At 59.5% G+C, this 20,066-nt stretch carries 20 protein-coding genes; 16 read left to right on the forward strand and 4 right to left on the reverse strand.

Annotated features, from left to right (window positions below):
* Positions 1-255 precede the first annotated feature (255 nt).
* The 3 genes from aat to infA all read left to right on the forward strand — a co-directional run bounded on the left by aat (position 256) and on the right by infA (position 2,005).
* On the forward strand, positions 256-969 hold the full coding sequence (gene aat, locus ACFC20_RS16555) for a leucyl/phenylalanyl-tRNA--protein transferase (protein WP_375193963.1): 714 nt from the start codon (positions 256-258) through the stop codon (positions 967-969).
* A complete protein-coding gene (locus tag ACFC20_RS16560) occupies positions 970-1,677 on the forward strand; it encodes an arginyltransferase (protein ID WP_375193964.1) in 708 nt (235 codons plus the stop codon). It abuts the gene before it with no gap.
* A gap of 109 nt (positions 1,678-1,786) precedes the next feature.
* On the forward strand, positions 1,787-2,005 hold the full coding sequence (infA, locus tag ACFC20_RS16565; protein WP_014421226.1) for a translation initiation factor IF-1: 219 nt from the start codon (positions 1,787-1,789) through the stop codon (positions 2,003-2,005).
* Positions 2,006-2,116: 111 nt separating this feature from the next.
* Here infA and clpA read toward each other — a convergent pair whose 3' ends face one another.
* The gene (gene clpA / locus ACFC20_RS16570; protein WP_375193965.1) at positions 2,117-4,387 is read right to left on the reverse strand and encodes an ATP-dependent Clp protease ATP-binding subunit ClpA; all 2,271 of its coding nucleotides are present in this window, start codon (positions 4,385-4,387) and stop codon (positions 2,117-2,119) included.
* 18 nt (positions 4,388-4,405) lie between these two features.
* On the reverse strand, positions 4,406-4,765 hold the full coding sequence (clpS, locus tag ACFC20_RS16575) for an ATP-dependent Clp protease adapter ClpS (RefSeq protein WP_091990741.1): 360 nt from the start codon (positions 4,763-4,765) through the stop codon (positions 4,406-4,408).
* A gap of 325 nt (positions 4,766-5,090) precedes the next feature.
* Here clpS and ACFC20_RS16580 point away from each other — a divergent pair, with 325 nt between their 5' ends.
* The 8 genes from ACFC20_RS16580 (at position 5,091) to ACFC20_RS16615 (ending at position 12,145) form a co-directional block, all read left to right on the forward strand.
* Complete coding sequence (locus ACFC20_RS16580) at positions 5,091-5,393, forward strand: cold shock domain-containing protein (protein WP_375193966.1); 303 nt, start codon at positions 5,091-5,093, stop codon at positions 5,391-5,393.
* A gap of 153 nt (positions 5,394-5,546) precedes the next feature.
* Positions 5,547-6,164, forward strand: coding sequence for a pseudouridine synthase (locus tag ACFC20_RS16585; protein ID WP_375193967.1), 618 nt, complete (start codon positions 5,547-5,549; stop codon positions 6,162-6,164).
* Positions 6,161-6,628, forward strand: coding sequence for an NUDIX hydrolase (locus ACFC20_RS16590; RefSeq protein ID WP_375193968.1), 468 nt, complete (start codon positions 6,161-6,163; stop codon positions 6,626-6,628). The genes ACFC20_RS16585 and ACFC20_RS16590 overlap by 4 nt, the downstream gene beginning before the upstream one ends.
* 59 nt (positions 6,629-6,687) lie before the next feature.
* Positions 6,688-7,872 (forward strand): tRNA 2-thiouridine(34) synthase MnmA, encoded by a 1,185-nt coding sequence (mnmA, locus tag ACFC20_RS16595; RefSeq protein WP_375193969.1) that lies wholly within the window; start codon positions 6,688-6,690, stop codon positions 7,870-7,872.
* Positions 7,869-8,513 (forward strand): high frequency lysogenization protein HflD, encoded by a 645-nt coding sequence (gene hflD, locus ACFC20_RS16600; RefSeq protein ID WP_375193970.1) that lies wholly within the window; start codon positions 7,869-7,871, stop codon positions 8,511-8,513. Before mnmA ends, hflD begins: the two co-directional genes overlap by 4 nt.
* 106 nt (positions 8,514-8,619) lie before the next feature.
* Positions 8,620-9,987 (forward strand): adenylosuccinate lyase, encoded by a 1,368-nt coding sequence (gene purB, locus ACFC20_RS16605; RefSeq protein WP_375193971.1) that lies wholly within the window; start codon positions 8,620-8,622, stop codon positions 9,985-9,987.
* Between the two features lie 16 nt (positions 9,988-10,003).
* Positions 10,004-11,155, forward strand: coding sequence for a JmjC domain-containing protein (locus ACFC20_RS16610; RefSeq protein ID WP_375193972.1), 1,152 nt, complete (start codon positions 10,004-10,006; stop codon positions 11,153-11,155).
* A gap of 24 nt (positions 11,156-11,179) precedes the next feature.
* Positions 11,180-12,145: a GNAT family N-acetyltransferase gene (locus ACFC20_RS16615; protein ID WP_375193973.1), complete on the forward strand. Its 966-nt coding sequence runs from the start codon at positions 11,180-11,182 to the stop codon at positions 12,143-12,145.
* On the opposite strand, the gene ACFC20_RS16620 is transcribed toward ACFC20_RS16615, so the two are convergent.
* Complete coding sequence (locus tag ACFC20_RS16620; RefSeq protein WP_375193974.1) at positions 12,134-13,144, reverse strand: LysR family transcriptional regulator; 1,011 nt, start codon at positions 13,142-13,144, stop codon at positions 12,134-12,136. The two genes, ACFC20_RS16615 and ACFC20_RS16620, sit on opposite strands and share 12 nt — an antisense overlap.
* A gap of 238 nt (positions 13,145-13,382) precedes the next feature.
* On the opposite strand from ACFC20_RS16620, the gene ACFC20_RS16625 reads away from it, so the two are divergent.
* Both ACFC20_RS16625 and ACFC20_RS16630 read left to right on the forward strand, forming a co-directional pair.
* Positions 13,383-14,156: a hypothetical protein gene (locus ACFC20_RS16625; RefSeq protein ID WP_375193975.1), complete on the forward strand. Its 774-nt coding sequence runs from the start codon at positions 13,383-13,385 to the stop codon at positions 14,154-14,156.
* Between the two features lie 116 nt (positions 14,157-14,272).
* A complete protein-coding gene (locus tag ACFC20_RS16630) occupies positions 14,273-16,561 on the forward strand; it encodes an ATP-binding protein (protein ID WP_375193980.1) in 2,289 nt (762 codons plus the stop codon).
* Between the two features lie 21 nt (positions 16,562-16,582).
* Here ACFC20_RS16630 and ACFC20_RS16635 read toward each other — a convergent pair whose 3' ends face one another.
* Complete coding sequence (locus ACFC20_RS16635; RefSeq protein WP_375193976.1) at positions 16,583-17,074, reverse strand: glutathione peroxidase; 492 nt, start codon at positions 17,072-17,074, stop codon at positions 16,583-16,585.
* A gap of 264 nt (positions 17,075-17,338) precedes the next feature.
* Here ACFC20_RS16635 and ACFC20_RS16640 point away from each other — a divergent pair, with 264 nt between their 5' ends.
* From ACFC20_RS16640 to htpX, 3 genes are all read left to right on the forward strand, one after another.
* Positions 17,339-18,553 carry a pyridoxal phosphate-dependent aminotransferase gene (locus ACFC20_RS16640; protein ID WP_375193977.1) on the forward strand — a complete coding sequence of 405 codons (1,215 nt, stop codon included), beginning with the start codon at positions 17,339-17,341 and terminating at the stop codon, positions 18,551-18,553.
* A gap of 11 nt (positions 18,554-18,564) precedes the next feature.
* Positions 18,565-19,035, forward strand: coding sequence for a hypothetical protein (locus ACFC20_RS16645; RefSeq protein ID WP_375193978.1), 471 nt, complete (start codon positions 18,565-18,567; stop codon positions 19,033-19,035).
* Positions 19,036-19,130: 95 nt separating this feature from the next.
* Positions 19,131-20,012 carry a protease HtpX gene (htpX, locus tag ACFC20_RS16650; RefSeq protein ID WP_375193979.1) on the forward strand — a complete coding sequence of 294 codons (882 nt, stop codon included), beginning with the start codon at positions 19,131-19,133 and terminating at the stop codon, positions 20,010-20,012.
* Positions 20,013-20,066 lie beyond the last annotated feature (54 nt).

A 20,066-nucleotide genomic window follows, 5' to 3' on the forward strand; every position in this document is an offset into this window, starting at 1 on the left:
CATTATATCAATGGGTTAAGCAAGGTTCGCCTTTTTTTATGAATTTTTCGGGCTAATCTTTTGGGAAGGCACCTCGGAAGCTGATCGAGACCGGGAGGACCCGCCTTCTAAAACTGTGCGAAGCCATGGATGGCGGAGCCAAGCCTACAAGGACGTATTCACGGCGTGTTTTAGAAGGTGGGTCCTCCCGGTCGCGACTCCCCGGCCCGATAGCATCAAGATCAACGCGAACTCGGCAGTAAAAACCGGAGAAGGATGACCTCACTACCCTGGCTAGACCCCGAGCAACTCTGGTTCCCCCCGGCCAACGAAGCCCTGGACGACCCGGACGGCCTGCTCGCCCTCGGCGGCGACCTCTCCACCGACCGCCTGATCCTGGCCTACCGCAATGGCATCTTTCCCTGGTACAGCGACGACCAACCCATTCTCTGGTGGTCCCCTAACCCCCGATGCGTGCTGTTCCCGGATGAAATTCACGTCTCCCGCAGCCTGCGTCGAACTCTCAACCAGCGCCGATTCCGGGTAACGGCTGACCAGGCGTTCGGTCGAATCATACGCCTCTGCGCCTCCACCCGGGCCGAAGGCACCTGGATTACCGAAGACATGATTGCCAGCTATTCCAAGCTGCACAGAATGGGAGTAGCCCACTCCATCGAAGTCTGGAACAGACGCGGAGAGCTCGCCGGCGGCATGTACGGCCTCGCGCTCGGACGGTGCTTCTTCGGGGAATCCATGTTTTCCCTGGAAACGAATGCTTCCAAGGTGCTGATGGTGCACCTGGCCCACCAGTTGAAGTGCTGGGGGTACCGAATCATGGACTGCCAGGTCGAGAGCCGGCATCTTCTGACCATGGGTGCCCGGACTATTCCCAGGGAGGAGTTTTTATCTATACTCAGGATGAGTGTTGATCAGAAGCCTGATCAGACCGACTGGACCTTCCACTGGCAATGGCCCGGGCCGGAGGAGTAAATGAGCAATCTCAGAACCCTGGTGTTCTTCGCAACACCGCCCCACGATTGCAGCTACCTGCCAGACCGAGAAGCCACCACCATGTTCGTGGATCCCCGGGCTCATATCGACAAGAAGCTATACAGCCAACTGACCGCACTCGGCTTCCGTCGTAGCGGATCCCACTATTACCGGCCCCACTGCGAGCAGTGCAATGCCTGTATTCCGGTGCGCCTGAAAGTGGACGACTTCAAACCCGATCGCAGCCAGCGACGGGTGTTGAAGAAAAACGCCGATCTGCAGTGCAAGCTCGTTCCAGCGGTGTTTGCAGAACGCTACTACCAGCTTTATGCCCGCTACATTGAGGAGCGCCATCAGGACGGCGACATGTACCCACCCTCAAGGGAGCAATTCACCTCGTTTCTGGTGGAGGGCGCCACCGATTCCTGTTTCCTTGAAATTCACCTGGACAACCGACTGGTAGGCCTGGCGGCGGTGGACCTGCTGGACGACGGACTCTCGGCCATCTACACCGTGTTTGATCCGGATATGGACGACCGAAGCCTGGGCACCTACGCGATTCTCTGGCAGATCGAGGAGGCCAAGCGCCGAGGCCTGCCGCACCTCTACCTCGGCTATTGGATCAAGCAGTGCCGGAAGATGAACTACAAAACCCGCTTCCGGCCAATCGAAGCCCTGCACGACGGCCACTGGCGCCAGCTCGTCTAGTGGCTCATGTCACACGGAGCCCCGCCTGACTTTGCCAAACGCGGACAAATCAGGCAGAATTGCGCAATTTAAAATCACGAGAAGCATTTCCAAGCGAGGTTTCTACTGAATGGCGAAATCAGATGTCATTGAAATGGAAGGCGTTATTATAGATACGCTTCCAAACACCATGTTCCGGGTTGAGCTAAGCAACGGCCACGTTGTTACTGCTCACATCTCCGGCAAGATGCGCAAGAACTATATCCGCATCCTGACCGGCGACAAGGTCAAGGTTGAGCTGACTCCCTACGACCTGAGCAAGGGCCGCATTGTGTACCGGGCCCGCTAAGCCGCCACGACATCTGAAAAGGCCCCTCCGGGGCTTTTTTGTTGGCCAGAAAAAAACCGCTGCCGGCTAACCGGACAGCGGTTTTTCTTTTCGAGGCGTCAACCGAAGGCTTCAGACCGCCTCGGCCGGCTCGTCCTCGTACTCGAACACCAACTCGTCTTCGCTCAGGTGGATGTAGACATCCCCACCCTTCTCGGACAGTCGCCCGAACAGGATCTGCTCGGCCAGGGGCCGCTTGATCTTGTCCTGGATGAGGCGCGACATCGGCCGAGCCCCCATGGTGACATCGTAGCCCTTCTCTGCCAGCCACGCCTTGGCGGCATCGTCCACGTGCAGAACGACATGCTTCTCGTCCAGCTGCGCCTGCAGCTCGGTGAGGAACTTGTCCACCACGTGAGTGATGGTGTCCTTCTGCAGATCGCCGAACTGGATGATGCCGTCCAGACGGTTGCGGAACTCCGGCGTGAAGGTCTTGCTGATGATTTCCATACCGTCGGTACTGTGGTCCTGTTCGCTGAAGCCGATGGAACGGCGCGCCATACTCTCGGCGCCAGCGTTGGTGGTCATCACCAGGATCACATGGCGGAAATCCGCCTTGCGACCGTTGTTATCGGTCAACGTGCCGTGGTCCATCACCTGCAGCAACAGGTTGAAGACTTCCGGATGGGCTTTCTCGATCTCATCGAGCAGCAACACGCAATGCGGGTGCTTGTTCACCGCCTCGGTCAGCAGGCCGCCCTGGTCGTAGCCAACGTAGCCTGGAGGCGCACCTATCAGCCGTGACACGGTGTGCCGCTCCATGTACTCGGACATGTCGAAGCGTACCAGCTCGATGCCCAGCACCTTGGCCAGTTGCTTGGTGACTTCGGTCTTGCCCACACCCGTGGGGCCCGCGAACAGGAACGCGCCTTCGGGTTTCTCCGGCGCTTTCAGGCCGGCCCGGGCCAGCTTGATGGCCGTGGACAGGGACTCGATGGCCGGGTCCTGTCCGAACACCACCATCTTGAGATCCCGCTCCAGGTTTCGCAGCAGGTCCTTGTCGCTGGTGGACACATTCTTCGGCGGAATGCGCGCGATGTTGGCGACCACATCCTCGATGTCCGTCACGTCAATGGTCTTGCGGCGCTTGTTCTCCGGCTGCAGGCGCTGGCGTGCGCCAGCTTCATCAATAACGTCGATGGCCTTGTCCGGCAGGTGACGGTCGGTGATGTACCGATCCGCCAGCTCCGCCGCCACCCTCAGGGCCTTGTCGGTGTACTTGAGATCGTGGTGTTTCTCGAAGCTGGGCTTGAGGCCCTTGAGGATCTGATAGGTGTCCTCGACGCTCGGCTCATTCACATCGATTTTCTGGAAACGACGCGCCAGGGCGCTGTCTTTCTCGAAGATACCCCGGAATTCCTGGAAGGTGGTGGAGCCAATGCACCGGATCTCGCCGGAACTGAGCATCGGCTTGAGCAGGTTGGATGCGTCCATCACGCCGCCCGAGGCCGATCCTGCACCAATGATGGTGTGGATTTCATCAATGAACAGGATTGCGTGGTTCTCTTTCTTGAGCTCAGCCAGCAGGCCCTTGAGCCGTTTCTCGAAATCACCGCGGTACTTGGTACCGGCCAGCAGTGCGCCCAGGTCCAGCGAATAGACCACCGCGTCGGAAATAATCTCGGGTACCTGGCCATCGACAATCCGCTTGGCAAGGCCCTCGGCGATGGCGGTTTTACCAACACCGGCCTCACCCACCAGCAGCGGGTTGTTCTTGCGACGACGTACCAGGATCTGCACCACCCGCTCAACTTCATGCTCCCGGCCAATCAGGGGGTCTATGCGTCCCTGCCGGGCCTGCTCATTGAGGTTGGTGGCATAGCTTTCCAGCGGCCTGGACTGGCCACCCTCTTCTCCGGCTTCCTCGTGGGAAGCCTGATCATGGCTTTCAGGATCTTCGGCGCCCTGTACCCTGGAAATGCCGTGGGACACAAAGTTGACCACGTCGATCCGGGCAATACTCTGCTTTTTCAGCACATAGACAGCCTGGCTCTCCTGCTCGCTGAAGATGGCGACCAGCACATTGGCGCCGGTGACCTCTTTCTTGCCGGAGGACTGCACATGGAATACCGCGCGCTGCAGCACTCTCTGGAACCCCAGGGTCGGCTGGGTCTCCCGCTCGCTGTCATTGCTCGGAATCAGTGGTGTTGTGGAATCGACGAACTCGACCAGCTCTTCCTGAAGTCTCTTGAGATCTGCACCACAGGCTTTCAGGACGCCCACCGCCGATTCGTTATCCAGCAGGGCCAGCAACAAATGCTCCACAGTCATGAACTCATGACGCTTGTCCCGGGCATTCTTGAAGGCCGTGTTCAGCGTAATTTCTAGATCTTTGCTCAGCATGGGCCACCCCAACGTCTGTCAGTCCGCACGTTCAATCTCGCAAAGGAGCGGATGTTCGCATTCCGAGGAATACTGGTTCACCTGTGCCGCCTTTGTTTCCGCGATGTCCCGGGTATAAACCCCGCATACAGCCTTTCCCTGTGTATGGACGAGCAGCATCACCTGCGTCGCCTTTTCTTCGTTCATTCCGAAGAATTTCATCAACACGTCCACCACAAAATCCATGGGCGTGTAGTCGTCGTTCAGAAGCACCACCCGGTAGCGCGCAGGGCGCTTTAGAGCAGGCTTCTCGGGAGCAACACTGAGGTCATCCTGTCGCCCCGGTTGTTCGTCCTCCCCCTGATTGAATATTAGTAGAGAATTTTCGATAGTTCGCATCATTCTTTACCGGTTACTCGGTGTCCTTGCCTAAATGTGGTTGTCAGTTACCGGGTTTTCAAGCGGAGCCCCTCACCCGGCGTGCACTATTTATCAATACGAGCATGATACCGCTTCCGGACCGCGTTCAACCACACATTCCGGGTACAGAAACTATTGACTCGGTGCAGTGATTGGCCGAAAGTAAAGTTGCATTGTAAAATAATGTAAATCCATGCAAGGCTTCTGTAACAGATCCAGCGAACAGGATTCGGACCGCCGGTGCGACGGCCGATAGGCAAACACCAACAAGAAGAAAGACAGCAAAAGAACAGGGGAGTTCATCATGCCAAGAGGCAAGGTCAAGTGGTTCAACAATGCCAAAGGGTACGGATTCATCATCGAAGATGGCTGCAGTGATGATCTGTTTGCACATTTTTCATCGGTTCAGATGGACGGCTACAAGACCCTGAAGGCCGGCCAGGCCGTTACCTTCGACAAAAAGCCCAGCGACAAGGGCATTCATGCGGTCAACATCGTCCCGGACGAGCAACCCGTGAAGAAAGCGCCGTCGGGTGAAGACGCCGCCAAGTCGGCAGATCAGGCCTCAGACCGGGACGGCTATCCGCCCCGCGCCGTCAACGCCTGAACCCGGCTGAACCATCAATTTCCCGCCCCACCGGGCCCACCGGTGGGCCCAGGTTTTACTGTGCAAGAATTCGCTCTCTCTTTGCGCACGCATCACATTGCAGTACCCTTCGCCAGATGACGATACGGCAACCTCTCTGAAGCACCACCCAATATGGCCGAACTGGTTCTATTCAATAAACCCTTTCAAGTGCTCAGCCAGTTCACCGACCAGAAAAAGGACGGTGACAGAGCCCGTGCCACCCTGGGTGACTATCTGGACGTCCCCGGGATCTATCCTGCCGGTCGACTGGACTACGACTCTGAGGGGTTGCTCCTGCTGACCTCCGAGGGGGCGCTGCAACACCGCATCGCCTCCCCGGCACTGAAGATGGAAAAAACCTACTGGGTACAGGTTGAGGGCGAAATTACCGACCAGGCGTTAACGGGGCTCGCGCAGGGCGTGACCCTCAAGGATGGGCTCACCCGACCGGCCAGGGTAAAGAGAATTCCTGAGCCCGCGGTCTGGCCCCGGGTGCCACCCGTACGTTTCCGGGAATCGGTGCCGGAAAGCTGGATTGAACTGACCATCACCGAAGGCCGGAACCGGCAAGTACGCCGTATGACGGCAGCGGTCGGGTTTCCCACCCTGAGACTGATCCGCTACCGCATTGGTGACTGGACCCTGGAAGGGCTGGCCCCCGGGGACTTCCGAACGGTCACGGTCAACCTGCCCTCACCTGCCAGAAAAAGACCCCGCCCTGGGGCACGAACCGGGAGAAAGCGATCATGACCTGGACACCCCATGCCACTGTTGCCGTGGTGATTGAAGACGAATCCGGGCGATTCCTGATGGTGGAGGAACGAAGTAACGGCCGGGTTGTCTATAACCAGCCCGCAGGCCACATCGAGGAAGACGAAGCTATTCTCGATGCCGTGCGCAGGGAAACCCTCGAGGAAACCGGGTGGCGTGTGGAACCGGTGAATTTTCTGGGGATCTACACCTACAAGGCGCCCGCGAACGGGGTGACCTACTACCGGTTCTGCTACGCGGCGCGTGCCCGGGAGCGCGTCACCGACCGGTTGGACGATGGCATCATTGCCGCCCACTGGCTGAGTCTCGACGAGATCCGGGCGCTCGGTCGCAAGTTGCGCAGCCCTCTGGTGCTCCGTTGCATAGAGGATTACCGAAGCGGCCGCCGATACCCGCTGGAGGTGGTGGTCGACCGGCAGACGCAGACACCGGAAAAGTGCTAGAATCCGCCCCTTTCAGAAAGTAACGACCTCCTGACCGCGCAGAAAACAGCGAAACACTCATGAGCCAGGCATCCGATACAACTTTTGCCACAGATCCCGCCCACACCCGTGTCATCGTCGGTATGTCTGGCGGGGTGGATTCGTCCGTTGCTGCCTGGCTGCTGAAAGATCAGGGCTATCAGGTCGAAGGCCTGTTCATGAAGAACTGGGACGAAGACGACGGTACCGAGTACTGCACCGCCATGACCGACCTGGCTGATGCCCAGGCCGTCGCCGACGCCATTGGCATCAAACTGCACACGGCGAGCTTCGCGGCCGAGTACTGGGATCGGGTGTTTGAGCATTTCCTGTCAGAATATCAGGCGGGCCGCACACCGAATCCCGACATTCTGTGCAACAAGGAAGTGAAATTCCGTGCGTTCCTGGATTATGCCGTGACCCTGGGTGCGGACTTCATCGCCACCGGCCATTATGCCCGCCAGCGGCCCGTACCCGGCGCGCAGGGCAAAGCGCAGTTGCTCAAGGGCCTGGATCCCAACAAGGACCAGAGCTACTTCCTCCACGCAGTGTCCGGCGACCGCATTGCCCGTACGCTGTTTCCCGTGGGTGAACTCGAAAAACCGGAAGTGCGCCGGATTGCCGAGCAGCAGGGCTTCGTCACCCACGACAAAAAGGATTCCACAGGCATCTGCTTTATCGGTGAACGCAAGTTTCGGGATTTTCTCAAACAGTACCTACCCGCCCAGCCCGGCGACATTGAAACCCCGGATGGTCGTAAAATCGGCCGGCACCAGGGCCTTATGTACCACACCATTGGTCAGCGCCAGGGCCTTGGAATCGGGGGCCTGAGTGAATTCGGGGACGACCCCTGGTATGTGGCCGAGAAGGATCTGGAGCGGAATGTCCTGATCGCCGTGCAGGGCAAACAGCACCCATTACTGTTTTCCCGCGGCCTCGTGTCCGGGCCCATTGACTGGGTCGCGGGAGAGCCACCCGCAACCGAATTCCGGTGCAAGGCCAAGACCCGTTACCGCCAGCCTGACCAGGACTGTCTCGTGACCGTGCTGCACGATGGTGTCAAAGTGGTTTTTGACGACGCCCAGCGAGCGGTCACCCCTGGACAGTCGGTGGTGTTCTACGAGGGTGACGTGTGCCTGGGTGGGGGCGTGACCGAGGAAACCTGGCGCGACGCCTCACCCCAGCCTGCCCGCCTGGCCGACGCCCACCGGGGTACCCCCGCATGAGTCGTTCCCTGAAAGACCAGACGCTGGCCCTGGCCGGGGTATTCCAGGCCGCAAACCTGGTTCAGCAGATTGCCCATAACGGTCAGTGCAACGAAGCGAGCCTTGAAACGTCCCTGCGTTCGTTATTCGCCACCAACCCGGCCAACACGCTGGACGTCTTCGGCGGCGAGCTACGTGACATTCGCGAAGGCCTGGTGACCCTCTCCTCGGTACTCAGCCAGCAAAGTCGACAACAGGATATCGAGGTGCTCCGGTACGCACTCAACCTCATCCACCTGGAGTCCAAGCTGAACCGGCGTTCGGACATGCTGGATGTTATCGGGAGCCGGATCGACCAGGCCCGGCATACGGCGAGCCACTTCGGGTACACCCACCCGAACCTGATCAGCAACCTGGGTTCGGTCTATTCGGACACCATCAGCACCTTCCGGATGCGTATTCAGGTCAGTGGCAATCCCTCCATCCTTCAGCGGGAGGAGAACGCTGCCAAGGTGCGGGCACTGCTCCTGGCGGGCATCCGTTCAGCCGTGCTCTGGCGCCAGACCGGCGGGCGTCGCTGGCAGCTGATCTTCTCCAGAAAAAAAGTGATTACTCTGGCCCGGGAACTGGCCGAGGAAGCGAACAACACCCTTTATCACTGACCTGTATCACAGACTCCAGCAACGCTGAATCGACGCCAGCGCTGGTGTATCATAGCGCTCCTGATTTTCTTTTGACCGACTGTTTGATCACTTTGAGAGGTTTTCGATGGAACTCACCGCCCTGACCGCCATTTCCCCGGTCGACGGACGCTATGGCAGCAAAGTCAGCGTCTTCCGTGAAATTTTCAGTGAATATGGCCTGATCAGGAACCGTGTTACCGTCGAGATCCGCTGGCTGCAGAAACTGGCGGCGCACCCCGACATTCCCGAGGTGCCTGCCTTTTCAACCGAGGCCAGTGCCTTTCTCGACCGGCTGGTGAGCGACTTCAGCCTTGAGGACGCCGAGCGCATCAAGGAGATCGAACGGACCACCAATCACGACGTGAAGGCAGTTGAATACTTCATCAAGGAAAAAATTGCCGAAGTTCCGGAACTGCACGCAGTCACCGAGTTCGTGCACTTTGCCTGCACTTCCGAGGACATCAACAATCTGTCGCACGCACTCATGCTCCGTGAAGGCCTGGACCACGGATTGCTGCCAGCCATGGACCGGATTATCGACAAGCTCGAGCAGCTGTCCCACGATCACGCCCAGCAACCGATGCTTTCCCGTACCCATGGCCAGACGGCATCACCGACGACCGTTGGCAAGGAACTGGCCAACGTTGTCTACCGGCTGCGCCGCCAGGCGATCCAGATCCGCGGCGTTGAGCTGCTGGGCAAGATCAACGGGGCCGTGGGCAATTACAACGCCCACCTGTCGGCCTACCCGGACATCGACTGGGCCCTGAATGCCCAGGAATTCATCGAGAGTCTCGGTCTCAACTGGAACCCTTATACCACCCAGATCGAGCCCCACGACTACATCGCCGAACTCTACGACGCCATCGCCCGGTTCAATACCATCCTGATCGACCTGGACCGCGACATCTGGGGCTATATCTCCCTGGGTTACTTCAAGCAGAAAACCGTTGAAGGCGAAGTGGGCTCGTCCACCATGCCCCACAAGGTCAACCCGATTGACTTCGAGAACTCCGAAGGGAACCTGGGCATCGCCAACGCGCTGTTCAGCCATCTGTCGGCCAAACTGCCGATTTCCCGCTGGCAGCGGGACCTGACCGACTCAACCGTATTGCGCAACCTCGGCGTGGGCTTCGCCCACAGCCTGATCGCCTATGAGGCCACGCTCAAGGGCCTGGGCAAGCTCGAGATCAACCCGACGCGCCTCGATGAGGATCTGGACCACGCCTGGGAAGTGCTTGCCGAGCCCATTCAGACGGTCATGCGCCGCTACAACATCGAGAAACCCTACGAAAAGCTCAAGGCATTGACCCGGGGCAAGGCAATGACCCCGGAAGTGATCAAGACTTTTGTGGAGAGCCTCGACATACCGGACCAGGCCAAGGCCGAACTGATGGCCCTAACGCCCGGACGCTACATCGGTAATGCCGTCGATCAGGCACAGAACATCTGATAACCGGAGACGATCCATGGAACTGCTTGGCGGACTCACAGCCACCGAATTTCTGCGGGACTACTGGCAGAAAAAGCCGCTGGTGATCCGCCAGGCCTTTCCCGGGTTCCAGTGCCCCGTGAGCGCCGATGAGCTCGCCGGCCTGGCCTGCGAGGAAGCCGTGGAATCCCGGATCGTGATCGAGAATGACCAGGGCAAGCCCTGGCAACTGCACAACGGCCCCTTCGCGCCGGATCGCTTCAGCGAGTTGCCCGAGCAGGACTGGACCCTGCTGGTCCAGGGCCTGGACCACTGGGTTCCGGAAATTGCCGATCTGCTGGAACACTTCCGGTTCGTTCCCAACTGGCGCCTGGACGACATCATGGCCAGCTACGCGCCAAAGGGCGGCAGCGTTGGCCCCCATTACGATCAGTATGACGTCTTCCTGCTGCAGGCCGAGGGCCATCGGCGCTGGACCTTCGGCGGCCACTGTGACCACACCTCACCTCGGGTGGAAGGCACACCATTGCGCATCCTGAGCAGTTGGGACGGCGAGGAAACCGTGACCCTGGCACCTGGCGACATGCTGTATCTGCCGCCGGGCATCGGCCACCACGGCATTGCCGAAGACGACTGCATCACCCTGTCGATCGGTTTTCGTGCCCCCACCGTGGACGACGTTCTGACGGGCTTTACCGACTTCCTGTGTAGCCACTCGGATACGGCGGACCACCTGAACGACCCCGATCTTCAGGTGCAGGAGAACCCCGGAACCATCGGACCGGAGGTGGTTTCCCGCCTGGAAGCGGTTATACGCGAGAAACTCGGCGACCGGCGCCAGCTGGCCCTGTGGTTTGGTCAGTACTCAACAGCCCCCAAAAGCATGGATATCGTCGTTCCTGCCGAGGAGCCCGCGGACGCCGGCGATCTTGCCGAGGCCATCCGGGCGGGCGAGCAGATGCGCTGGAACGAGGGCTCCCGCTTTGCCTACTATGAGTTTGAGACCGAGACGGCCCTGTTTGTGGACGGCGAGCAGTTCCTGCTACGGGGCGATGCCCGGCCTCTGGCGCCCCTGCTCTGCGCTGGCGCGCGCATCGACATGGAGGCACTGGCCGGATTTGCTGACGATGCAGCGTTGCTCGGGCTTTTGACCACACTCTACAATCAGGGCTCGGTGTACTTCGAATAGAGTCGATTCCTGTCAGGCTGCCCCATGGACATCCGTTTCCGAAAATACAGCTGGCAACTGGCGCCCGCCTCCGTACGGGACATTCGTGAGCGCGTATTCATCCGGGAACAGAAGGTTCCGCCCGAGCTTGAATGGGATCAGACCGATGAGATTGCCGATCACTACCTGGCCGTACTCCCGGACAACACTCCGGCCGGCGTCGCGCGGCTGTTCTCGACGCTGGAGGAAACCGGCCATATTGGCCGAATGGCCATCCTGCCGGAGCATCGGGGAAGTGGCATCGGCGAGGCCCTGCTTCGCCACCTGATCCAGGAATCCGCGGGCCGCTTCTCGGAGCTCCGGCTCTCGGCCCAGGAGCACGCCATTCCCTTCTATCAGCGCTCCGGCTTCCACGTCTGTTCCGACGTCTACGACGACGCTGGCATCCCCCACTACGACATGCGTTGCCTGGCACCGGGATTGACGGCGCAGGCGCTGGTCTCCGCGAACCACCCCATGGTCCTCGGCGTAGACACCGATTCCTGGCTGTTCGAGAGTGAAGATCGACTGGTTGCCCTCATGGACTCGGTGGTGGGCCAGGCGGGCCAGCGGATCTGGCTGTATGATCGCCTGCTGTCCCACGACCTCTACGACCGTCACCGGTTCCGCGACCTGATCTCCACCCTCGCCCGGCGGCACCGGCTCAGCGAAGTGCGTCTGCTGATCCACGACGACAAGCCGCTGGTGAAGCGCCGACATCAATTGGTGGAGTTAATGCGGCGGCTGCCCAGCCGGATGGAGCTGCGCCTGGTCAACACCGACTACCCCGTGGCCGATCAGCCATTCGCCCTGGTGGACCGGGAGGGTGTGGTATATCGCCACAACTTCGACAAGCCAGAAGGCTTTGCAAAGTTTGCCGACGGTGGTCGTGTGAAGCTGCTGTCCGAGGATTTCCAGCGCATGTGGGATGCGGCGCGACCCTCGTTGGAGCTGCGTGAACTACCGCTCTGAATGATGGGCCTGGGGCGCTTCCGGCGCCTCGAACCGCGTGCCGAAAGGCGCAAATTCGGCATCCACCTCACTGGCGACTTCGGCTATCAGTTTGCGCAGCCATTGATGGTCGGCGTTGTGTTGCAGAAGGGGGCTCCAGGCCATCTTCAGCTCGAACGGCGGAATCTCGAACGGCGGCACCTTCACCACCAGGTTGGGATTGTCCTTCTGCAACCAGGCGGCCCGGGACGGCAGCGTGGCGATCAGGTCGTGCTGTTCGGCCAGCAGCATGGCCACCTGGTAATGGCGGGTGAAGACCGAGATCTGCCGTTTGCGGCCCATGCGCGACAGCGCTTCGTCCACCCAACCCAGGCGCTGTACGTCCTTCGGGTTAACCCCGACCCCCACCCCGAACCCGGTCTTGCTCACCCAGATGTGGCTGGCGTCCAGATAGGTGTCAAGGGTGAATGGCTCACGCAACAACGGGTTACGGGCGTTCATCAGACAGGCAAAGTATTCGGTCCAGAGCGTTTTCTGATGAAAGGACTGGGGAATCTTGTCAAACCGGTTGATCGCCATGTCGAGTCGCCCCTGCTCTACGTCCAGGAAACTGACATCGCTGGGGGTGAGCACGTCGAGGGTCACCTGGGGGGCTTCCTGGCGAATACGGCGCAGCACTCGCGGCATCAGGCAGGATTCGGCGTAATCACTGGCCATGATCCGGAAAACCCGCTGGCTCTCCAACGCCGAGAATGGCGTTTTTTCCTGCACCGCCTGCTCGATGTCCGAAAGAATGCCCCGGACCAGCGGTTGCAGCTCCCGCGCGCGCTCGGTGGCACTCATACCCTCACTGGTGCGCACCAGCAGTGGATCGCTGAACAGATCCCTCAAGCGCCGCAAGCCGTTACTCATGGCTGGCTGGGTGATCCCCAGATGGTTGGCCGCCTTGGTCACATTCCGCTCCCGCAGCAGCACATCCAGATACACAAGGAGGTTAAGGTCAACGCGGGATATATCCACAGGTCACTCCGAAACGCAGGTAAAACAGGATTTCCGGGCTTCTATTCACCGTAACAATATACATGACACCCATGATTCACGATATAAATTCACCCGGATCTCCGTTCACATTCGGAAAAGGATCTAATGTCGTATTTCTGCTAGTCTTTTCGTCAGTTGCTGAATACTATCGTGAGTTTTCGGGCGGTTTGCGTGGCTGCCATCCCTTGATCCTGAAGCCGGAGTCGTAACTGACAAAATGGATACTACTACGATTGTCCTTGTACTGGCGGCCATCGTTACCGTCTCGATTGTCATAATCGTGCTCAGCCAGATGCGTGAGAGAGCCCGGATTGAGCGGGCTCGCAAGATCACGGCGCAGGAGGATGCCTACCATCGCGCCCACCGCCTTCTGTCCGAAATCCCGGGCCAGTACCTGACGCCCGACCTCAAGCTGTTGCTGATAAAACGGATGGAAGAGGCCTGTGCAGAGCTCGCCAGCCTCAAATCCAACCTGCCCGTGCGGCAATGGCAGGAATCGGCGGCCGAGATGAAACAGCAGGTGCTGGAGAAACGGGACGCCACCACCCCGGTGAAGATCGATTCGCCCGAAAAATCCAACTACGTCAAAGAACTGCTTCAGAATCTGTTCAAGATGATCGAAGCCATGCACAAGAGCGGACGCCTGGATGCGGCTACTGCCAAGAAAAACCTGAAGTATGTGCTGTTCCTGGTCCACAAGACCCATGCAGACCTGCACGTTTTCCAGGCCAGGGATTACGTCCGCCAGAACCAGATTCGAAAGGCCATTCATGCCTACCATCTTGCCAGCACGGAAATGGGCAAATCCCGGGACAACCCCCTGGCCATGAGAGCGGTCAAGAGCTTCCGGACTCGCATCAAGGAGCTGGAAGCGCTCAGTGCCGAGGGCCAGGAAGGCCAGCACGCTGACTCGCAATCAAAACTGGATCGCGAATGGGACACCTTCCTCCACGACGACGAGTGGAAGAAAAAGGCCGATTACGACGACTGAAGCCACACACCGGGTCATGACAGCGGGCCCGACAACAGGGACAGTGCACACCCGTGAAGAAGGGCTTCCAACAGCGACTTTCCTATCGACTGACTCGCGACACGGTACTGGTTGCCATGGCGCTGGGCCTGGTGCTGAACATCGTCCAGATTACCCTGGACTACTTCAGTGCCGAGGAGGCCATGGAGAAAGAAATCCACGCGCTGATCGACATCAGCTACAGCCCGGCCTCCCAGATCGCCTACAACATCGACGTTCGCCTCGCTGAGGAGCTGCTGGACGGGCTTCTCCGCCACCCTGCCACCATTGACGCCCGCATCATCGATAACGACGGTGGCACCATGGCTGCGTCCAGCAAGAGCAGCCCTGCCTCGTCCTATCGCTGGGTCAGCGACCTGCTGTTCGGTTCAGACCGCGTTTTTCGGCAGGAGCTGCAGGTACCGCAGCTCGAAGACCTGCCCCTCGGACACCTGATCGTGACCATAGACACCTATCACTACGGGGCCCAGTTTCTGCAGAGGGCCGGTTACACCCTGATCAGTGGCTTGCTCAAGAGTCTGATTCTGTCAGCGGCATTGCTGATGATCTTCTATTTCGTGCTGACGCGGCCCATGCTCAACGTCATCAGCGCGCTCAGCCAGGTTCGCGCCAGCTCGCCAGAGAAGGTCCGGCTGCCAATCCCGGCCAACCATCGGCACGATGAAATCGGCACCATGGTGAGCATCATCAACCAGCATCTGGAAACCATTGATTCCAGTCTGGCTCAATTGCGCACCGCCGAAAGCGCCATGAAAAACTATTCCACCCAGCTGGAGCAGGAGGTGGAAGACCGGACCCGGGAAATATCCGAGAAGAACGAGGCACTGCAACGGGGTAACCGGGCTCTGGTCAAAGCCAAGGAAGACGCCGTTCGGCGGGCCCGGGCCCGGGCCAACTTCCTGGCCAGCATGAGCCATGAGATCCGCACTCCACTGAACGGTGTTCTGGGCATGCTGGGGCTATCGCTGGAAGGCGAGCTGGACCCTGCCCAGCGTAATCGCCTGGAGATTGCCCTCAATGCCGGCGAGAGTCTGCTGGGCCTGCTCAACGACATCCTCGACATTTCCAAGGTCGAGGCCGGCAAACTGAGCCTGGAAAACATCCCCTTCAGCGTTCGCCACCTGGCTGAGGAGTGCGCAACCCTGCACGCCCAGCAGGCGAGACGGAAGAAGATACAGCTGGTGTCGGACGTTGACCCGAACCTGCCGGAGCACTTCCTCGGCGACCCTACCCGCCTGCGGCAGGTCCTCAACAATCTGGTGAGCAACGCCATAAAGTTCACGGATGATGGCAGCGTGAAGATCCGGGTGGGCCACTCTGGCGGCAGCCTGCGGATCGACGTAATCGATACCGGCATTGGCATGTCGAGAGAGGGACTGCACCGGATTTTCTCACCCTTCTCCCAGGCAGACGCCGATACCACCCGTCTGTACGGTGGCACCGGACTTGGCCTGACGCTCTGCCGGCAGCTCGTCGAGCGCATGCATGGCCAGATCCTGGTGGACTCCAAAGAGGGCGCCGGAACTCACTTCACCGTTACCCTGCCCCTGCCGGTGCAGGATCCCGAAACCGGACCGGCCCCGCTGCCGATCGATCCGTCTCTTAAGGCCATGGGCATCGCCATGGCCATTCCGCCTGACAACCCGCATCGTCCGGGCATTGAGGCCCTTCTGCGGCACTGGGGCATCCCCATCCGGGGAGCCAGCCGCCATCAGGACGGACTGCTGCTTGCCATGGCGACCGCGAAAGACACCGAGGCATTGGCCTTCGCGGAAAACTGGCCCGGTCCCGGTGTCATTCTGGCGGACGACAGTGGCACGCTGTCTCCCGCCAGCCACCAGTATCAATTACTGTCGCTACCGCTGCGACGGGAGGATCTGTATCGATGCCTGAATCGCGCTGCCGGACTGGCGGAAGCGGACGTCGAAAGTTCAACGGACACGCAGGCGCTCGAGGCACCTGACGGTGGAGGGGCTCTCTCGATTCTCCTGGTTGAGGACAATCAGGTTAACCAGATGGTCGCCAGCAGCCTGCTGAAAAAACTCGGGCATGAAACGGACCATGCCGAGAATGGCCTGAAAGCCATCGAGGCACTGGCCGCGAAGCGCTACGACCTGGTTCTGATGGATTGCCAGATGCCCGTTATGGATGGCTACGAGGCCACGCGTCGAATCCGGGAGAATCCCGAGTGGAAAGAACTCCCGATTATCGCGGTGACAGCCAACGTGATGCAGGGCGACCGTGAAGACTGCTTGGCATCAGGCATGAACGATTACATCACCAAGCCTTACCGCCGCGAAGAACTGCGGGAAGCCATCAACCGCTGGCGCCCGGAGCCGCAAAGCAGCCATCCAGACGCCCCCTGAGTTCCCTCTACGCGGGCGGGTTCAGGCCGGCAACAACTTCTCGATATCCTTGCGGATGTCTTCGGGCTTGGTGGTGGGCGGATAACGCCTCACTACCCGGCCGTCCGGTCCAACAAGAAACTTGGTGAAATTCCATTTAACCTTCTCGGAGCCCATCAGGCCCTTGGCTTCGCGCTTGAGGAACTGAAACAGCGGATGGGCGCCGTCGCCGTTCACTTCAATCTTGGAAAACATCGGGAAATCCACGCCATAGTTCAGGCTGCAGAACTGGCTGATAGCATCGTCGTTACCGGGATCCTGGCTCAGGAACTGGTTGCACGGAAACCCGAGCACCTCGAATCCGCGCTCACCCAGCTCGGTATGCAGGGCCTGGAGTCCCTCGAACTGGGGTGTAAATCCACATTTGCTGGCTGTGTTGACGATCAACAGCACCTTGCCCTTGTAATCCGACAGGCTGCGCTCGTTGCCCTTGATGTCCTTTGCCGTGAAATCGTAAACCGTCGTACCGGCCATCTGCTGCTCCTCAACAGGGTTGAGTGAATTGCGCCCCATTGTCGCCGATTCGGTCTCAAAAACCATGTCATGGTGAGCCCTCTGGGCACCATTTCTCAAAATCGGGTAAGCTTTCATCGCTAAATCTGCCTCAACACGCCACAATTCATCACTATTCCCCTGTTGCCGCTGCGATTCGCTCCGCTAGAATAGGGAGGCCTCTTACAAGGCCTGTCGGAATGGCCATTGCCACTTTGCAATCCCGGACTAAGGAAACCCCGATTCATGCAGAACTACTACAAATCCGCCAAGCTGGATAACGTGTGCTATGAGATACGTGGCGTGGTTCTGCGCGAGGCCCGTCGGCTGGAAGAGGAAGGTCATCGGGTCCTGAAGCTGAACATAGGCAATCCGGCGGCTTTCGAACTGGATGTCCCGGAGGAAATTCAGCAGGACGTCATTTACAACATGCACCTGGCCCAGGGATACGTGGAATCCAAAGGGCTCTTCTCCGCCCGCAAGGCAGTGATGCACTATTGCCAGCAGCGCGGCATCGACAAGGTCGACATTGACGATATTTTCCTCGGCAACGGCGTGAGCGAATTGATCGTCATGACCATGCAGGCCATGCTCAACACCGGCGATGAGGTGCTGATTCCCGCTCCGGACTACCCTCTGTGGACCGCTGCCGTCACCCTGTCCAGCGGCAAGCCGGTTCACTACCGGTGTGACGAACAGCAGAACTGGTTCCCGGATATCGACGACATCCGCAAGAAAATCACCCGCCGGACCCGGGCCATCGTGCTGATCAACCCCAACAATCCGACAGGAGCCGTCTACTCGACCGAACTTCTGGAGCAGGTGATTGAACTGGCCCGGCAACACAACCTGATCATTCTGTCTGACGAGATCTACGACAAGATCCTCTACGACGGCACCGAGCATGTCTCCACGGCATCGCTTGCAGACGACGTGCTGTTTTTCACCTACAACGGCCTGTCCAAGAACTACCGGGCCGCCGGCTACCGGTCAGGGTGGATGATCATCAGCGGCGCCAAGCACCGCGCCAGGGACCTGATTGAGGGCATCGACATGCTCTCCAACATGCGCCTGTGCGCCAACGTACCGGCCCAGCTTGCCATCCAGACGGCCCTTGGCGGCTACCAGTCGATCAATGACCTGGTGGCCCCTGGCGGGCGCCTGTTCGAACAACGGGAAACGGCGTGGCGAATGCTGAACGATATTCCCGGGGTAAGCTGCGTGAAACCACAGGGGGCGCTCTACCTGTTCCCGAAGCTCGATCCCAAGCACTTCCCTATTGTGAACGATGAGAAGCTGGTGCTTGATCTGCTGCTGCAGGAAAAAATACTCCTGGTGCAGGGCTCGGCTTTCAACATTGACGACAAACAGCACCTGCGGGTGGTGTTCCTGCCCCGGGAAGACACCCTCGAGGATGCCATGGGGCGGCTCGGCAACTTCCTGGCGCAATACCAGCAGTAACGGAGGCGCTCATGGCGGATATCCACGTGGAGGAATTCTACAAAGACGCTGCCATCGCCCTGGTTCAGCTCTACGGCGCGTTTCCCCGGCGCATCAACGTGTTTGTTGAGGACATTGCCGGCCCCGACGAGCCCGATGAGTTCGGGCTCCACAGCAAGCGTCACATGGCCTGTTTCGGGGCGCTCCTGTGGCTGGCCGAAGAAGGCCTGATCCGCTATGTCGACACTATCCGGCAGGAAGCCCTCGACCAGGCGGTGCTGACCCGGGAGGCCTTTATCCGGTTAAGTGCACCGGCACCGCAGACGCTGTTCCAGGCTCTCGGGCAGCTCCAGTCAGGCTCCTCCGACACGCTGCCCCCCTCCGTTCAGGAGGATCTCTCCACACACATACACCTGATCCGCACCGCCCTCAGAAGTGGCCACTCCGGGCGCATCAGCCAGGCCATGCAGGCCACCTTTTTCGCGGACAGGCCCGTTCATTAAATCCGCGTAAGCCTGTTGATTGAGTGAACCGCGACCACATATATCGGTCTGATAGACGGGTTTTTCCTCTGTGACGAACTGATCGGGAAACAAACATGCGTATTTTGCTGTTTCTGGCAACCAACCTTGCCGTGATTATTGTCGCCAGCTTCACGCTACGACTGCTGGGTGTGGACAGCTACCTGGCCCAGAATGGAATCCAGTATGGCTCGTTGCTGGCGTTCGCCGCCGTGTTCGGCTTCGCCGGCGCCCTGGTGTCGCTGTTCATTTCCAAGCCCATGGCCAAATGGAGCACACGCGCCCGGGTGATCGACGCGCCCAGAACGCCAGCCGAACGCTGGCTGATGGACACCGTTGCAGACCTGTCCCGGAATGCCGGCATCAAGATGCCCGAGGTGGCCATCTTCCCCGCTTCACAGTCCAATGCCTTTGCCACCGGCTGGAACAAGAACGACGCCCTGGTGGCGGTCAGTGAGGGGCTGCTGCAGCGGTTCAACAAGGACGAGATCCGGGCAGTGCTGGGCCATGAGATTGGCCACGTCGCCAACGGCGATATGGTGACCCTGGCCCTGATTCAGGGTGTGGTGAATACCTTTGTGATTTTCGCCTCCCGGGTGATCGGCTCCTTCGTCGACCGGGTGGTGTTCAAGAATGAGAGTGGCCACGGCCTGGGCTTCTTTGCGGTAAGTATTGTCGCAGAAATTGTGCTGGGCATCCTCGCCAGCACCATTGTGTTCTGGTTCTCGCGGCGGCGGGAGTATCGGGCCGATATCGCCGGTGCGCAGCTGGCCGGACGCACCGCCATGATCAGCGCTCTGGCCCGTCTGAAGCAGGAAAGCGAGGTACCGGACCAGATGCCAGACACACTCCAGGCGTTTGGCATCAATCGGGGTGCCCGCGGCGGCCTGAGCGCCCTGTTCATGACTCACCCTCCGCTGGAAGACCGCATTCAGGCCCTCCAGAGCGCCAAACTCTGAAAATCGGGATAGGGGGGAGCCATGAGGCTCCACCCCTCCCACACCACCCGGCAT

The sequence above is a fragment of the Marinobacter sp. genome (assembly GCF_041984545.1).
Taxonomy (GTDB): domain Bacteria; phylum Pseudomonadota; class Gammaproteobacteria; order Pseudomonadales; family Oleiphilaceae; genus Marinobacter.

Coding starts and splice junctions, on each gene's coding strand:
- aat (WP_375193963.1), top strand. CDS start 256: ATGACCTCACTACCCTGGCTAGACCCCGAGCAACTCTGGTTCCCCCCG.
- ACFC20_RS16560 (WP_375193964.1), top strand. CDS start 970: ATGAGCAATCTCAGAACCCTGGTGTTCTTCGCAACACCGCCCCACGAT.
- infA (WP_014421226.1), top strand. CDS start 1,787: ATGGCGAAATCAGATGTCATTGAAATGGAAGGCGTTATTATAGATACG.
- clpA (WP_375193965.1), bottom strand. CDS start 4,387: ATGCTGAGCAAAGATCTAGAAATTACGCTGAACACGGCCTTCAAGAAT.
- clpS (WP_091990741.1), bottom strand. CDS start 4,765: ATGCGAACTATCGAAAATTCTCTACTAATATTCAATCAGGGGGAGGAC.
- ACFC20_RS16580 (WP_375193966.1), top strand. CDS start 5,091: ATGCCAAGAGGCAAGGTCAAGTGGTTCAACAATGCCAAAGGGTACGGA.
- ACFC20_RS16585 (WP_375193967.1), top strand. CDS start 5,547: ATGGCCGAACTGGTTCTATTCAATAAACCCTTTCAAGTGCTCAGCCAG.
- ACFC20_RS16590 (WP_375193968.1), top strand. CDS start 6,161: ATGACCTGGACACCCCATGCCACTGTTGCCGTGGTGATTGAAGACGAA.
- mnmA (WP_375193969.1), top strand. CDS start 6,688: ATGAGCCAGGCATCCGATACAACTTTTGCCACAGATCCCGCCCACACC.
- hflD (WP_375193970.1), top strand. CDS start 7,869: ATGAGTCGTTCCCTGAAAGACCAGACGCTGGCCCTGGCCGGGGTATTC.
- purB (WP_375193971.1), top strand. CDS start 8,620: ATGGAACTCACCGCCCTGACCGCCATTTCCCCGGTCGACGGACGCTAT.
- ACFC20_RS16610 (WP_375193972.1), top strand. CDS start 10,004: ATGGAACTGCTTGGCGGACTCACAGCCACCGAATTTCTGCGGGACTAC.
- ACFC20_RS16615 (WP_375193973.1), top strand. CDS start 11,180: ATGGACATCCGTTTCCGAAAATACAGCTGGCAACTGGCGCCCGCCTCC.
- ACFC20_RS16625 (WP_375193975.1), top strand. CDS start 13,383: ATGGATACTACTACGATTGTCCTTGTACTGGCGGCCATCGTTACCGTC.
- ACFC20_RS16630 (WP_375193980.1), top strand. CDS start 14,273: ATGGCGCTGGGCCTGGTGCTGAACATCGTCCAGATTACCCTGGACTAC.
- ACFC20_RS16635 (WP_375193976.1), bottom strand. CDS start 17,074: ATGGCCGGTACGACGGTTTACGATTTCACGGCAAAGGACATCAAGGGC.
- ACFC20_RS16640 (WP_375193977.1), top strand. CDS start 17,339: ATGCAGAACTACTACAAATCCGCCAAGCTGGATAACGTGTGCTATGAG.
- ACFC20_RS16645 (WP_375193978.1), top strand. CDS start 18,565: ATGGCGGATATCCACGTGGAGGAATTCTACAAAGACGCTGCCATCGCC.
- htpX (WP_375193979.1), top strand. CDS start 19,131: ATGCGTATTTTGCTGTTTCTGGCAACCAACCTTGCCGTGATTATTGTC.